14 protein-coding genes and 2 pseudogenes are annotated in these 14,901 nt (G+C 64.8%); 3 read left to right on the forward strand and 13 right to left on the reverse strand.

The window, feature by feature from the left end; translation table 11 throughout:
• Positions 1–224 (forward strand): annotated as a pseudogene (locus tag GYA94_RS28250) (hypothetical protein); the annotation flags it as partial.
• 317 nt (positions 225–541) lie between these two features.
• On the opposite strand, the gene GYA94_RS17020 reads toward GYA94_RS28250, so the two are convergent.
• From GYA94_RS17020 to GYA94_RS17080, 13 genes and pseudogenes are all read right to left on the reverse strand, one after another.
• Entirely contained in the window at positions 542–787 is a 246-nt protein-coding gene (locus GYA94_RS17020) for a DUF2274 domain-containing protein (protein ID WP_006378741.1), read from the reverse strand.
• Positions 784–2,067, reverse strand: a complete 1,284-nt coding sequence (locus tag GYA94_RS17025; RefSeq protein ID WP_016487820.1) for a TraB/TrbI/VirB10 family type IV secretion system protein — start codon at positions 2,065–2,067, stop codon at positions 784–786. The genes GYA94_RS17020 and GYA94_RS17025 overlap by 4 nt, the downstream gene beginning before the upstream one ends.
• Positions 2,068–2,069: 2 nt before the next feature.
• Positions 2,070–3,062: a P-type conjugative transfer protein TrbG gene (gene trbG / locus GYA94_RS17030; RefSeq protein ID WP_016487821.1), complete on the reverse strand. Its 993-nt coding sequence runs from the start codon at positions 3,060–3,062 to the stop codon at positions 2,070–2,072.
• Positions 3,059–3,763, reverse strand: coding sequence for a conjugal transfer protein TrbF (gene trbF / locus GYA94_RS17035; RefSeq protein ID WP_006378793.1), 705 nt, complete (start codon positions 3,761–3,763; stop codon positions 3,059–3,061). Before trbF ends, trbG begins: the two co-directional genes overlap by 4 nt.
• Before the next feature lie 18 nt (positions 3,764–3,781).
• Complete coding sequence (gene trbL / locus GYA94_RS17040) at positions 3,782–5,149, reverse strand: P-type conjugative transfer protein TrbL (RefSeq protein WP_006378795.1); 1,368 nt, start codon at positions 5,147–5,149, stop codon at positions 3,782–3,784.
• Positions 5,146–5,472: a hypothetical protein gene (locus tag GYA94_RS17045; RefSeq protein WP_006378798.1), complete on the reverse strand. Its 327-nt coding sequence runs from the start codon at positions 5,470–5,472 to the stop codon at positions 5,146–5,148. Before GYA94_RS17045 ends, trbL begins: the two co-directional genes overlap by 4 nt.
• Positions 5,473–5,484: 12 nt before the next feature.
• Positions 5,485–6,225 carry a P-type conjugative transfer protein TrbJ gene (gene trbJ, locus GYA94_RS17050; protein ID WP_445012300.1) on the reverse strand — a complete coding sequence of 247 codons (741 nt, stop codon included), beginning with the start codon at positions 6,223–6,225 and terminating at the stop codon, positions 5,485–5,487.
• Positions 6,225–8,675, reverse strand: coding sequence for a conjugal transfer protein TrbE (gene trbE / locus GYA94_RS17055; RefSeq protein ID WP_161892755.1), 2,451 nt, complete (start codon positions 8,673–8,675; stop codon positions 6,225–6,227). Before trbE ends, trbJ begins: the two co-directional genes overlap by 1 nt.
• Positions 8,676–8,687: 12 nt before the next feature.
• A complete protein-coding gene (locus GYA94_RS17060; RefSeq protein WP_006378802.1) occupies positions 8,688–8,957 on the reverse strand; it encodes a VirB3 family type IV secretion system protein in 270 nt (89 codons plus the stop codon).
• Positions 8,954–9,340 (reverse strand): TrbC/VirB2 family type IV secretion system protein, encoded by a 387-nt coding sequence (locus tag GYA94_RS17065; RefSeq protein ID WP_006378803.1) that lies wholly within the window; start codon positions 9,338–9,340, stop codon positions 8,954–8,956. Before GYA94_RS17065 ends, GYA94_RS17060 begins: the two co-directional genes overlap by 4 nt.
• Positions 9,337–10,406: pseudogene (gene trbB, locus GYA94_RS17070) on the reverse strand (P-type conjugative transfer ATPase TrbB). The gene GYA94_RS17065 and the pseudogene trbB overlap by 4 nt, the downstream one beginning before the upstream one ends.
• Complete coding sequence (locus GYA94_RS17075) at positions 10,403–10,879, reverse strand: CopG family transcriptional regulator (RefSeq protein ID WP_006378865.1); 477 nt, start codon at positions 10,877–10,879, stop codon at positions 10,403–10,405. The pseudogene trbB and the gene GYA94_RS17075 overlap by 4 nt, the downstream one beginning before the upstream one ends.
• Positions 10,876–12,873, reverse strand: coding sequence for a conjugal transfer protein TraG (locus GYA94_RS17080; RefSeq protein ID WP_016487822.1), 1,998 nt, complete (start codon positions 12,871–12,873; stop codon positions 10,876–10,878). Before GYA94_RS17080 ends, GYA94_RS17075 begins: the two co-directional genes overlap by 4 nt.
• 306 nt (positions 12,874–13,179) lie before the next feature.
• Here GYA94_RS17080 and GYA94_RS17085 point away from each other — a divergent pair, with 306 nt between their 5' ends.
• Together GYA94_RS17085 and GYA94_RS17090 are read left to right on the forward strand one after the other, a co-directional pair.
• Positions 13,180–14,085, forward strand: a complete 906-nt coding sequence (locus tag GYA94_RS17085) for a LysR family transcriptional regulator (RefSeq protein WP_006378991.1) — start codon at positions 13,180–13,182, stop codon at positions 14,083–14,085.
• A 280-nt stretch (positions 14,086–14,365) separates the two neighbouring features.
• Entirely contained in the window at positions 14,366–14,896 is a 531-nt protein-coding gene (locus GYA94_RS17090; protein WP_016487823.1) for an SRPBCC family protein, read from the forward strand.
• Positions 14,897–14,901 lie beyond the last annotated feature (5 nt).

Here is a 14,901-nt window from a genome sequence, read left to right on the forward strand (position 1 = left end):
AAGCCCTCGCTGCCATGCCGCAGGAGGGGTTGCCAGGCGAGCCCGTCACCTTCATGTTTTCTGGCCCGGATGCCTGTCGCCTGATGGAACAGCAACTGTTGCAAGCGCTTGCGCAACCACCAACGCCGCCCCGCACCTGGCGCTTTTGCAATGTGGATAAAGGCCAATGCGCGCAATTGTCCATCAGCCCACTGGGCAGTGAGGCCGCGAACCCATGCAGCTGAAACTCTTCATTTCGAGCAGGCACAAAAAAGTGCCGGTGTCAAGTCTTTCGCGCAAATCAAGAAGGACTTGAAACCGTATATGGGACAGTAGGTTAGCTCCTTTCGGGGCCGCTTAGAAGAAGAGCGGCGTTGTCGGCTAGGAGCGACATAGGAGCGTTGGGAGAGAAAGCCGCATCGCACTGTGTAGTGCTGGATTGCCGAGGAACGGCGGGCCTGTCGCATCATCATAGCCCAACAGGCTCGGCGGCATCCAGAATGAAGAACGCGCAGCCTGGGCTGCGCGTTCGATGGATGCCGTTGAATAGCATGCGGTGCAATCATGGCGGCTTCGGTGGTGTGCTGCGGGTCGCCGTGCCCTTCCTGAATCCTCGATCCCCCGCCATGAACGCTTCCAGCATATGCGGGATCAGCGTCGCCGCATCAACGGCCTCGCCATACGCCTGCGCGTGTAGCGCGGCGTAGCGGTCGAGGTCGGCTTTCAAGCTGGTCGGGCAAACGAAAGTCAGCTTGGTGCTCTCGGTCTTCGGCAGCGGGCCGAGCCGCAGCTTCTTGGTCGTGCTCATCGTGAAGTCCCCCGGTTGAAGAACAGCGGCTGGTACCGCCGCAGCACCAGATCCCGGTTGACGATGATGCGAACCGGCAGGCCCGGCCGTTGCGTTAAGGTCGGCTGGATGTTGAGGTTGCGCCGGGTCATCTCCTGGCCGACCTGATTGATGCTGTCCTGCGCGCTGTCGCGCCCAGCGATGATGACGCGATCACCATCCTGCCGGTTCTCCGGCGCGGCCAGCTCGGCACCGACGCCCAGCAGCGTGGTGAGTGCCGCACCGGCAAAGATGCGGCCCCAGTGGTAGTCCACATCGTCCTCCAGCCCGGCATAGCCGGCTGGGTCGGTGCCGGCCAGGTTGTCGAGCGTGAGCGAAGACGTGTCCGGCAGGATGATCCGGTTCCAGACGACTTGAACGCGGCTCTGCCCGTAGCTGACCTGGCTGTTGTATTTGCCCAGGATGCGCGAACCCTGCGGAATCAGCAGGAAGCGCCCGGAGGCTGTGTCATAGACCGGCTCCGTCACCGTGGCGATCACGTCGCCGGGCAAGTCCGACTTAATCCCCGTCACCAAGGCACCTGCGACCACCGTTCCGGCCATGACCTGATACGGCGAAGTTGGCAGGGTCAGATTGCCGGAATTACGGGTTTCAGTGGAGCCACCTTTCAAGAAAGCCTCTTTATGGTCTTGCCGGTTTTGCACCGCTGTCGGGTCAGCAGGCTGGGCCGCCGTGGAGACCGGCCCGGCCGCCAGCGGGTCAAACACCGCATTGGCGGCGAAGCCCGGCGCAGCGGCCACCTGTGTCTGCGCCACCGGCGCCGCATTCTGCCCTCCCGAGCGGAAGAACACGGACGAGGCCGCGGCCGCTTCGGCTTCTTTGCGCAGAGCATCGTTCGGGTCGTGGCCGGGGGCCGCGTAGGCGGCCGTCGCCGGCTGCTGCGACTTCACGATGGCCGGGCCAAGATCGCCCGGCAGCGGCGGCCCCAGTTCGGGAACGGCAGGCGGCAACGCCGGCGGCAGCTTGGAGTAGTCCGTCGGCAGCGCATCCAGTCCTTCAGACTTCGAGACACGATCGACGTTGTAAAGCTCGGTCTGCTCGCCCGCACCGCGCCGCTGAGGTTGCAGCGACCACATCACCGCGCCGAGCACGGCCACCGCCAGGACGCCGGCGAGGATGGCCAGCGTGCGCCGATTCAGGCGCGTGACCGGGCGCGGCTGGGCGCGAAGCGCGACCGCCTCGGGAGCGATCTTGCCCGCCGCCTGCGGCGCGGCAAGGTCGGGAGTGTCATCCTGGCTCATGGTCAGTTCCTCCGCGCAACGCCATCGGTGCGCTCGATCCGCACCACGTCGCCGCCGTCGCCGCCCAGCCGCAGTTCGGCCGCGCCGAACAGGCGATCCACGACGTAGTACGGCGCGCGGAAACGGTAGTTCACCAATTGCCCGTCGCCCTGCGCGCCGATGACAAACAGCGGCGGCAACTCGCCCTGGGCGATGCCCGCCGGAAACTGGATATAGACCTTCTCTCCATCATCGAAGGCGCGTAGCGGCTTCCACGGCGGGTTGCTGCCCGATACCGCGTAGCGGAAGCGGATCTTGTCCAGCGACAGGCCCGTATCGACAGGCGTTGTCGCCTGCGCAGCCTGCGCCTGGCGCTGCAACGCGAGCATCCGGTCTTTCGGGTAGTCCCAGGATACCGACGCCATCCATGCCTTCTCGGTCGAGGTCAGCTCCAGCAGGTAGGTGCGCCGACTGGTGGTGATGACGAGATTGGTTTTCAGGCCGGAACGGATGGGCTTGACCAGCACATTGACGCGCAGATCGGCCCCGCCGCCGCTGGACGTGTCGCCCACGATCCAGCGCACGGTATCGCCGGCGGCGACCGTCACCAGTTCCTCGCCCGGTTGAAGCGAAACCACCGTCACGCGCCCCGGCGACGCATAGACCTGATAAAGCGCGCCATCGGTGAACGGCCACACCTGAATCGCGTTGACGTAGCCCTCACGGGTAGGCGCGATACGCGCTTCTGCATTGGCACGGGAAACGCGCACCTTTTCGTCGGCCGGCTCCGGCGCAACGGGGGCCTCATCGAGTTCCGGCAGCGGCTTCAACTGCGCCGGCAGCGCCAGCGGTTCAGGGACGGCGACGACTTCGACGGGCTTGGGCGGTTCGGGCAATGGCTGGGCCAGCACCGGCTCGTCGAGCGAGATGGACGGCGGCGGCTTGCCCTGCGAGGCGCAGCCCGCGAGGGCCAGCAGCGTCAAAGGAAAAACGTAAAGGCAGAAACGAAGTTTCATGGTTTGGCTCCTTCGGAAGAATCCAGTTCGCGGCTCCATGACAGGCCGTTGACGTAGATACCCAATGGGTTCTTGCGCAAGCGCTGTTCAGTACGCGGGGTTTGCAGGACGGTCGAAAGCACGGCGTTCCAGCGTTCGGTGCCGGCGGGCGCACCGTTGACATAGCGCTGCTCTGTCCAGCGCACGTTGAAAGACGTGTCGCTGGCGCGAACCACGCTGGTGATTTGCACCGTTACCGATTCCTTGCCGATGCGGGCGAATGGGTCATTGGTGCGGGCGTAGTCGTTGAGCACCGCCGCGCCCTTGTCGGTGGTGTAGTCGTAGGCATCGAGCCAGTTCTGCCGCACCACGATGGGGTCGATGGACAGCGAGCGAACCAGCGTCACGAAGCGCGCCAGGTGGTGCGCGATCTGCGCGTCGCCGGGCCGATACGGCGTAGCGGCCTTACCTACAGCGCGCACCTGCCCGGCCTGATCGACCTCGATGACATAGGGCGTCACGATGGACTGCGCCGAGCGCCACACCAGGCCGCCGGCCATCAACAGCGCGAGCACTAGACAGCCGAAGGCCATCAGGCGCCAATTCTTCGCCTGCACGCGGGCGGAGCCGATACGGTCGTCCCACACCTGGGCGGCGGCTTGATACGGGGTGGCAGGCTGCGGCGTATCGGCGTAGCGCACCTGCGGTCGTTTGAATCGCATGGGTGTTCTCCTTGAAGGTTAGGTATCGGAATCCCGCAGGCTCGGGCCTTGCCCGGAGCCGCCGCCGTCGCCCCCGCGCAGCGTGTGGGCGGCAGTGGTCGCGGCATGGGTAGCCTGCTGGCGGCGGTGCATCCGCTTGGCCCAGGCCGGTTGCTCTTGCTTCTGCGAGCCTGCGGTGCCGTCTGCGGTCTGGCCGCGGCCAGCACCGTCGCTGCCGGCTTCTGTGCCGTTCCAGCCAGCGCGGAAGGAGTCGGCCACCTTCTGCCCAACAGCGGAAGCACCAGAGGTGACGCTGCGGCCTGCGGCTTGTGCGCCGGTCTTGGCGACATTGCCGAGGCCAGCCGCCGCGCCCTTGGCACCGCCGCCGGCCGCAGCGGAACCGGCCTGGAACGCCGATCGGGCACTGCCGGCCGCCGAAGTCGCGGCACGCGCGCCGGCACCGGCCAGCTTTGCGGCCGCCGGGGCCATTCGTGCCCCAGCCATGACGGCGCCGCCCACTCCCGTTGCGGCGGCTCCGATGGCAACGCCGGTGCCGACAGCCCCGACCGCAGCACCAGCCATCGCGCCCGCACCAAGCTGTGGCGCACCGGACACCAGGCCGGTGGCGATACCGGGGCCGAAAATGCCCAGCGCCAGCAGCGCGAGCGAGGCCAGCATCACGACCAGCGCGTGGTCGATTGATGGTTCGTCGGGATGTACCTGGAACTCGGCAAACAGCCCGGAACCAATGCCGACGATGACGGCCAGCACCAAGACCTTGATGCCTGACGACACCACGTTGCCTAGCACCTTTTCCGCGAGGAACGAGGTCTTGTTCCAGAGTGCAAACGGGATCAAGACGAAGCCGGCGAGCGTAGTCAGTTTGAACTCGATCAGCGTGATGAAAAGCTGTACGGCCAGCACGAAGAAGCAGAGGATCACCACCAGCCAGGCGATGAACAGAACCACGATAGGGTCGATGTTCACGAACACCTCGGGGAACCCAGCCATGTCCCCGATCTGTTCCAGAATCGGCGCGGCTGCGTCGATGCCGGTCTTCGCCAGCCGGCCCGGCTGAAGAAAGTTCTCCATCGTGATGGCCGAGCCGGTAGCGGTGATTCCCAAGCCGGCGAACGAGCGGAACACGATGCTCGCCAGCCAGTTGAAGTTGCCGATGATGTAGGCGAACGCGCCGACATAGAGCACCTTGCGCAGCAGCTTGGCGATCACGTCGTCGCCCTGGCCGGTGGCGTGGCTCATGGCCCAATACAGGCCAGCGATCGTCATGTCGATGACGATGAGCGTGGCGGTGAGAAATGCCACTTCGCCCTGCAATAAGCCGAAGCCCGAGTCGATGTAGCGCGAGAACGTATCGAGGAAACGGTCGATGATGGTCACGTCGTTCATGGCGAATCCTCGGGCGGAGTGAGCGGAACGGCGCCCTCTGGCAATTCATCTGCGGGCGTATCGAAGCTCGGCGGAATCGGCGGGAGTTCAGCCAGCGAGTTGTATTCATCCGGCCCGGTATGGCCGGCGAAGAAGCGCCGCCGGAAGGCTTCGGCGGCGGCGCGGCAGGCATCCTCGCCCATGGCCTGCCGGTCGACCGCGCATTGCCCGCGCAACGCCTTGAGCCGCACCGGATCTGCGGCCAGGGCGTCGGCCAGGTTCTCGGCCGGCTGCTGGCCGCACGCGGTCAGCAGCACGGCCAGCAGGACGGAAGCGCATCGCATGGCCGCCTCCGGTCAGTTGTTGTAGAAGTTGACGGACTGCGGCGTGTACGGCGTGCCGGTGCCGAGGAAGCGCCGCCGCACTTCGCGGGCGCGCTCCATAGCCGCCGCTTGCCGCGCCAGTTCCAGCGAAGCGGCCCGGTCTTGCGTGATCTGGAGCTGCTGCGCCTGGATCGACTGCTTGGCCTGCAAAGCCAGGAGCTGGTTCGTCGCCTGCATCGCTTGCAGCGCGCCGGTGGCCGACTGGCTCTGGCTCACGAGGTCGGCCAGCGCGCTTTCGTCTTGGGCGAGGTTCTGCGACACCTGCGCCTGCATCCGCATCGCGGTGTGCAGGCCGTTCAAGGTGTTCTGCCAGCGTTCGCGGGCATCCTGTGCCATGCGGTCGCCGCTGATGGTGGAGGCGTACTGTTCCGGGTACAGGCGGGCGAACGTGGCATCCATGCTCTGCACGTCGTAGGCCAAGCCGCGCGCCTCGGCGATCAGGCGCTCGGTGGTGGCGAGCGTCGAGCGCAGGCGGTTGACGATGTTGAAGTCGAGATTTGCCAGGTTCCTGGCCTGGTTCATCAACATCTGCGCCTCGTTCTGGAGCTGGTTGATCTGGTTGTTGATCTGTTCCAGCGTGCGCACGGCGGTCAGCGTGTTCTGCACGAAGTTGGACGGGTCGAACACCGTCAGCGCGGATGCGGGCTGCACGGCCAACAGCGATACCGACAGCACAGCAGCGAGTGAGACAGAGAGCAAACGGGGCTTGGTCATCATGGCGAAACCTCCAGCGGTTGAGAAGCGAGAAAGGAAGCTGCCGCCGGAGCGGACGGCAGCAGGTCGGCGGCCCAGCCGAGGCCGCGATGGCGCAGCCACGCGCCGGCGAAGCCGGGAGCGCCGGCCTGCGTCAGCACGCGGTCAATGTCGCGTTGGTCTTGAGGGGTGGATGCGCTCGCGAATGCGAGCGCGACAGGCCCCAGGTCGAGGTCGAACAGGCGATTGCCGAGGCGCGACTGGTAGTAGTAATCGCGCTTGGGCTGGGCGGTCGCCACGATCTCAATCTGGCGGCTGCTCAAGCCGAAGCCTTCGTAGATCGTGCGAATCTGCGGCTCGGTGGCCTGCGGGTTAGGTAAGAAGATCCTGCTCGCGCAGCTTTCGATGATGGCTGGCGCGATGGTCGAGTCCTTGATGTCGGCCAGCGACTGCGTGGCGAAGATGACGCTGACGTTCTTTTTTCTGAGCGTCTTGAGCCATTGCCGGATGCGGGCCGCGAAGGACGGCTCATTGAGGAACAGCCACGCTTCATCGAGGATCAACAGCGTGGGCGCGCCGTCGAAACGTTCGTCGAAGCGGGCGAACAGGTAGCGCAGCACCGCTTGCACGGCGGCCGGGCTGTGCATCAGTTCTTCCATCTCGAAGCCCTGCACGTCGGCCATGCCCAGCCGGTCGTGGTCAGCGTCCAGCAGCTTGCCGTGTGCGCCGCCCAGCACATAGGGCGCGAGCGCTTGGCGCAGCGCGTTAAACTGCAATAACACCGACAAGCCGGTCATGGTGCGCTGCTCCACCGGCGCACCGGCAAGGCTTCTCAGCGCCGACCAGATGGCAGCCTTCTCGTCCGGGCCGACCGTCACGCCTTCGTGCAGCAGCCGGCCCTCCACCCATTCGGCGGCCCAGGTGCGGTAGCCCTCGTGGGCAATTCGCGCGAGTGGCTGGAAGGCGATGCCGCCATCGGCGCCGAGGTCATAGTGCTCACCGCCAAGGCCGAAGATGGTGGCGCGCATCGAGCGGCCCATGTCGAAGGCGAAGATCCGCGAGCCGAAGTAGCGCCGGAACTGCATGGCCAAGATGGCGAGCAGCACCGACTTGCCCATGCCGGTCGGCCCGGCGACAAGGGTGTGCCCCACGTCGCCGATGTGCGTCACCAGCCGGAACGGCGTCGCGCCATCGGTGCGGGTGACGATCAGCGGCGGGCCATCGAGGTGTTCGTTCTTCTCCGGCCCAGCCCATACCGCTGACATCGGCATCATGTGCGCCAGGTTCAGCGTCGAAACGATGGGCTGACGCACGTTCGCGTATGCGTTGCCGGGGACGGACGACAGCCAGGCATCGACTGCGTTGAGGGTTTCGGGGATGGTCACGAAACCCCGGCCCTGGATGACGCGCTCCACCATGCGCAGCTTCTCGTCGGCCACGGCCGGGTCGGCGTCGAGCACCGTCACCGTGGCGGTGAGGTAGCCGAAGGCGACTTGATCGCTGCCCAGCTCCTGCAAGGCGGCATCGGCGTCGGCGGCCTTGTTGCTGGCATCGGTATCGACCAGCGGGCTTTCCTGCTGAAAGATCGTTTCGCGCAGCAGCGCGATGACGTTCTTGCGCTTGGCGAACCATTGGCGCCGCAAGCGCCCCAATTCCCGTTCCGCCTCGGCTTTGTCCAGGCACAGGAAGCGCGTACTCCAGCGATACGCAAAGCCCAGGCGGTTGAGGTCGTCCAAGATCCCCGGCCAGGTCGAGGTCGGGAAGCCTCGTACCGACACCACGCGCAGGTGCTGATCGCCCAGCATGGGCGCCAGGCCGCCGACCAGCGCGGCATCGGCAAGCAGTGCGTCGATATGGAACGGCACGTCGGGCACGCCGACGCGATAGCGCCGGGTGGAGACTGTGGCATGCAGGTAGGTCAGCGTCTGGCTATCGTCCAGCCAGGCAATCTCCGGCATCACACCATCGAGCAGGTCGAACACGCGATCGGTCTCTGCCACGAAGGAATCAAGCCGACCACGCCAGTCCACACCCTCAGTGGGCCGTTTCTCGTACAGCATCCCAGCCGCACGGGCGCGAGACTCTTGCGGCGGTAGGTGTTGCAACGTGAAGTGATAGACGCTCTCGAAATGGCCATCCGACTCCTCGAACGCCGCGCGTCGCTCCTCATCCACCAGCCAGGACAGTGGTTCGGGAAAGGAGGATTGCGGATAGCTCGATGCCCGCATCCGCTCGGCCTCGATATAGAAGGCCCAGCCAGACCCGGTACGGCGAAGCGCGTTGTTCTGCCGCGCCGACGTGGCAATCAGCTCGCCCTGTGTCGCACTGTCCAAGTCGGGGCCGCGAAACTGGAACGTGCGTTGAAACGAACCATCTTTGTTCAGCACAACGCCCGGCGCGACCAGCCCGGCCCAGGGCAGCCAGTCGGCAAGCAAGGCCGGGCGCTGACGATATTCGGCAAGGTTCAGCATGGCGTCCTCCCCTCACACGTCCAGAAGCGGGCGGTGTTTGATATGCCGCGCGAAGACCTGCATGAACTGCGGATCGACGCGCGCACCCCATACGGCCAGCGAGTGGCCGACGATCCAGAGCACCACGCCGGGAATCCACAGTTGCAGGCCCAGCCCGACGGCGGCGGCCAGCGTGCCGTTGGCAATTGCCACGGTGCGCGGCGCGCCGCCCAGCAGGATTGGCTCGGTCAGCGAGCGATGCAGCGGCACCTCGAAGCCTGGAAGGTCGCTGGCCGTACTCATACGACGGCCCCGCCGGAGAACGAGAAGAACGACAGGAAGAACGAGGAAGCGGCGAACGCGATGCTCAACCCGAACACGATCTGGATCAGCTTGCGAAAGCCGCCGCTGGTGTCGCCGAAGGCCAGCGCCAGGCCCGTGGCGATGATGATGATGACCGCGACGATGCGTGCCACCGGCCCCTGGATCGACTCCAGAATCGACTGCAAGGGCCCCTCCCACGGCATCGAGGAACCGGCGGCTTGCGCCGTTCCGGCCAGCAACAGCAGCAGCGCGGCCAGCAGCAGCCCCTGCCTCGCAGGGCGGGTGAGGCTGCGCAGCCGCGCCAGGCCGGACAGGCGAGGAAGCGGATTTACGGAAAAGCGGAAAGAATCAACGTGCGTCATGGCAGTTCTCCAAGTTGGTTGGGGGACGGGAATGTGCAGCGGCGTCGGCTGCGAGAGGAACCGGCGTCAGCTCGGGAAACGGCGTTTCCAGTGCGTCCGCCAGGCGATAGCCGGTGCCGTCGAAGCCGACGACACGGGCGATGGTTTCGACGTGGCGCTTGCGGCCGCGTCCGGCGATGTTGATGACGACGTTGACCGCCTCGGCGATCAGCGCCCGCGGCGGATTCACAGCGACTTCGAGAATCAACTGTTCGAGGCGCAGCAACGCGCCCAGCGCGGAGCCGGCATGGATGGTCGCAATGCCGCCGGGGTGGCCGGTGCCCCACACTTTGATGAGGTCGAGGGCTTCGCCGCCGCGCACCTCGCCGACGATCACGCGGTCAGGCCGCAGGCGCATCGTGGCCCGCACCAGCTCGGTCATGGTGACGACGCCGGCGCGGGTGCGCAGCGGCACATGGTCGCGGGCCGCGCATTGCAGCTCGATGGTGTCTTCGAGCACCAGCACGCGGTCGCCTGTGGCGGCGATCTCGGCCAGCAGCGCGTTCGCCAGCGTGGTCTTGCCGGTGCTGGTGCCGCCGGCGATTAGGATGTTCTGCCGCTCGCGCACGGCGCGGCGCAGGAACTCGGCCTGCCCGGCGGTCAGGATGCCGTCGGCCACGTAGCGATCCAGGCCGATGATGCTCACGGCCCGCTTGCGTAGCGCGAAGGCTGGCCCCGGGGCGGCCGGAGGCAGGATGCCCTCGAAACGCTCGCCGGTTTCCGGCAACTCGGCGGTCAAGAGCGGCTGGCCGCGATGCACCTCCGCGCCGACATGCGCGGCGACCAGGCGGATGATGCGTTCACCATCGGCCTCGGGCATCTCCACGCCCAGCGGCGAGCGACCCGACGACAGCCGATCCACCCACAGGGTGCGATCGGGGTTGAGCATGATTTCCACCACATCCGGGTCTTCGAGCGCAGCGGCGATCAGCGGCCCCATTGCAGTGCGCAGCATCTGGATGCGGCGATCCTGGGACGCTGCTGCGGATGAGCGAGGTTCGGGCTGGATCTGTGGAACGGCACTCATGACGCACGCTCCGCAGTTCGTTCATGGGCGGAGGCCATCGCTGCTGCGTCATCCATCTGCATCGGATCGGGGTGCAGTTCCTCCACCACGTCGCGCACCAGACTGCGGCCACGCAGAAGGTGGCGACCCAACTGTTCGACGAACTGCTCGAAGCGCACCTTGCCCTGGGCGCGTGCCGCATCCTGATGGGCTTCGGGCACCGGCGTGCTGACGGTCAGGAAGTAGCGGATGAACAGCGCCAGCGTTTCGATCTGGATGTTCTGGTCGCGCTCCAGGCGTTCGGTCTGCCGCGACAGTCGATCCAACCGCTTGGCAATGGCGGCCTCGCGCTGGTCGCCAGCATCGGGCGACAGCCAGGACGCCAAGGCCGCTGCGACGATGGACGACTTGGACACGCCTTTCTTGGCGGCCAGTTCGTCCAGGCGCTGGGCGTGCTCGGGCTGGATGAAAAGATTGAGGCGGTATTGGCTCATAGGTCGATTCCGTCGTTGGGGTCGAGGGAAGCCAGCCGGGCCGTGCGCTGCATGGCCGGGTCGAGCTGGCCGGGAAGCGGCAGCGCCAGGTCGTCGTCATCGAGCAGCGCCAGGTCGTTCGCATGTGCGTCCGGCTCGGGGTCGTAGGCGACGGTTTCGGAGAGTTCGGGCTGGCGGCGTGGGCCGCCGTCATCGGTGCCGCCCAGGCCATCGGCGGATGCCGAGGCCGGCGCCGCAGGTACGGCCGGGATCGCCAAGCCGCTCCAGTCGTCGGGGCGGGCTGGCGGCGCGTCGGCGTACCTCCCGGCTACGAGCGCGGGCGGTGGCAGGACGCGATTCTTGAAATTGGCGTCGGCGTAGTAGCGCAGCTTCTTCGCGCGGATCGGGGCGACGCTGGACACCATGACCACGGCGTCATCAGGTGGAAGCTGCATCACCTCGCCGGGCGTCAACAGCGGCCGTGCAGTTTCCTGACGCGACACCATCAGGTGCCCCAGCCACGGAGCGAGCCGGTGGCCGGCGTAGTTGCGCTGCGCGCGAAGCTCGGTGGCGGTGCCGAGGGTTTCTGAAATCCTTTTCGCCGTCCTTTCGTCGTTGGTGGCGAAAGTCACCCGGACATGGCAGTTGTCGAGGATGGAATGGTTCTGCCCATACGCCTTGTCGATCTGGTTCAGGCTTTGAGCGATGAGAAAGCTGCGGATGCCGTACCCGGCCATGAAGGCAAGCGCGGACTCGAAAAAATCGAGGCGGCCCAGCGCCGGAAACTCGTCCAGCATCAGCAGCAGCTTGTGCCGGCGCGCGATGCCATCGCTGCCGTCGAGCGATTCGGTCAGCCGCCGCCCGATCTGGTTCAAGATGAGCCGGATCAGCGGCTTGGTGCGGCTTATGTCGGAGGGCGGCACCACCAGATAGAGCGATACCGGGTGCTCGGCGGAAATCAGGTCGGCGATGCGCCAATCGCAGCGCGATGTGACTTCGGCCACGGTCGGGTCGCGGTACAGGCCGAGAAACGACATGGCGGTGGAGAGCACGCCCGATCGCTCGTTGTCCGACTTGTTAAGCACTTCGCGGGCAGCGGATGCGACAACCGGGTGAGGCGCATCGCCCAGGTGCTTCGTCGTCATCATCCGGTGCAGCGTCAGCTCGAACGGACACGCCGGGTCGCTGAGGAAGTTGGCGACGCCGCGCAGCGTCTTGTCCTCGCCTGCGTACAGCACATGCAGGATGGCGCCGACCAACAGCGCGTGACTGGTCTTTTCCCAATGGTTCCGGCGTTCGAGTGCGCCATCGGGATCGACAAGAATGTCGGCCACGTTCTGCACGTCGCGCACTTCGTGCGCGCCGCGCCTCACTTCCAGCAGCGGGTTGTAGGCTGCCGACTGCGCATCCGTGGGGTTGAACAGGAGGCAGTGGCTAAACCGCGAACGCCAGCCTGCGGTGAGCGTCCAGTTCTCGCCTTTGATGTCGTGAACGACGACGGATGCGGGCCAACTCAACAAGGTGGGAACGACCAGGCCCACACCCTTGCCCGAGCGCGTTGGTGCGAAGGTCAGGACGTGTTCCGGGCCTTCATGGCGGAGGTACTGGCCGCGATGCAGCCCGAGGAAAACCCCGTCGGGCTGGATCAGCCCAGCTTTGCGTATGTCTTCCGCATCGGCCCAGCGTGCCGAACCGTAGGTGGTGACAAGGCGCGCTTGCCGCGAGCGCCACACCGACATGGCGATGGCGACCACCACGGCCACCAGACCACTTCCACCCGCGATGGCCCCGCCGATATCGAAGACGTGCGGCGCGTAGGCATCAAAGAAGAACCACCACTCGAACAGCCGCCAAGGGTGATAGACCGGGGTTCCAAAGAAGTCGAACCATGGCGAGCCAAGGCGTAGTTGATAGCCCAGGGCGGCGGCTGTCCATTGCGTTGCACCCCACACGCCGGCGATCACGATGCCGAATACGGCGGCGATCTGCCCGAACAGTACGCCCTGAGCTTGCATTGACTGGCCTCCGATTTCCCTGCACTGATTCCTCGTTCAAAAGCGGCACAGGAACGTGCCGCATAGAGCGAGGATCGGTGCCGCGTGGGTGCCCGTCAAAGACCGTTTTGAGCACAACGGTCGAGGGAAAAGAAAGAATGAGCGGCGGGGCGAGTCGAAGACAAACGCCGCAAACTAAAGCACCCTATGGCGCATTTGGAGTTTCCAAGAGGTTGCCCAGAAAAAAATTCTCGCTGGGTCTCGCTCCCCTCATGAGCAGAATCTAGATATCATGGGAAAGAATTATTTATTGAAATCTGGATAAGAATGAAAGATATCAAGAGCATGGATCTCAACTTACTCAAGGCGCTGGACGTATTGTTGGACGAACGCAACGTGACACGGGCGGCAGCACGTCTTGGACTAACCCAACCGGCCTTGAGCGGCATGCTTGCGCGGCTGCGTGAAAGCTTCGGCGACCCGCTGTTCGCGCGTGCGCAGCGGGGCATCGTTCCGACGCAGCGGGCGCTAGACATAGGGATATCTGTCAAACAGGTGCTAGCGGAAATCGACGCGCTGCTCCAGCCACCTTCTTTCGACCCGGCCACCGCACAACTGACCTTCTCCATCGCCGCGACGGACTATGCGCTGCGTGCCATTGCTGTCCCATTTCTATCGGCACTCAAACAGCACGCACCGCGCGTTCGAGTCTCATTAGTGCCAGTCGAGAGCGGACTGCTACAGAACCAGCTTGAGCGCGGTCAAATCGATCTAGCCCTCCTGACGCCAGAGATCACTCCGCCAAATCTGCATGCCCGAGAGCTATTCAAGGAGCACTACGTGTGTGTCCTGCGGGAAGACCATCCAGCGGCTATGGGGCGCAAGCTGACAGTTAAGCAGTTCTGTGCTCTCGACCATGCGCTTGTTTCCTACGATGGTGGAGGTTTCCGCGGCGTCACCGACGATGCGCTAGAACAGTTGGGCAAACAACGAAGCGTCACACTGTCGGTCAAGAGCTTTCTGATCTTGCCAGACATCCTGCGTGCCAGTGACATGGTCGCGATCTTGCCGAGCCGCTTGGTCGCCGGTATGGACAAGCTGGCTATCTCCCTGCCGCCGATGAAGATACCGGGGTTCACCAAGACGGCTGCTTGGCACGAACGCACCCATCACGATCCAGCACATCGCTGGATACGAGCACTGCTGTTCACTTCCTGTGCTAACAACAAGTAGGCAAGATGGCTCTCATCGTCATGCTCAGCACAACTCTGCCTCGCACTACAAATATGCAATCAGCCGGCTCAATTGGAGACGGACCCTTTCGTAGCACCGCTGCGAGATAGCCTTGTCGGCGGATGGCAGAACCTAGACGCTGATATCAAATTATATGATTTCAAAAATAAAAAATTAGGATTTCACTTATTTCACAGGGAGGCTCATGATTGCTCTATGACCACTTGAATGACGCAGCCACCCCTGTTGCGTCATTGACATTTTGTGAAGGAGCTTCGATATGAGCAAGCAACAGAACGCCATCCTCTGGCCCGAAGGCTACACGCCGGGCTTTACTGAGAATTTCGCCTCTAATGAGATCATCGCCGCCGGCTTGAGCGCGGCCGACGTATGGCCGCTACTCGTCACACCATCGCTGTGGCCAAGCTACTACGCCAACTCGGCTAACGTGCGCTTTCATGGCGGCAAAGGCCCGGTACTGGCCGACGGCGATCGATTTTATTTCGAGACCTTCGGCTTCCCGGTAGAGGGGCAGTGCAACGAGTACGTGGCACCTGCGGATGGGCAACCCGGCCGCGTGGCCTGGCACGGCTGGTCCGGCGAGGAAGGCACAGATACGCGCCTGGATGTGCATCACGCCTGGCTGGTCGAGAACCTGGACGGCGGGCGCGTGCGCATCCTCACGCAGGAAACGCAGAAGGGCAAGCCGGCCGAGGAGCTGCACAACGCCAAACCCAACCCGATGATCAACGGCCATCAGGACTGGCTCGACAGCTTGGTCGAGACAGCGCGCAAAGCCAAGCAGGCGTAATGGTC

Source organism: Pseudomonas juntendi, from assembly GCF_009932375.1.
GTDB lineage: Bacteria > Pseudomonadota > Gammaproteobacteria > Pseudomonadales > Pseudomonadaceae > Aquipseudomonas > Aquipseudomonas juntendi.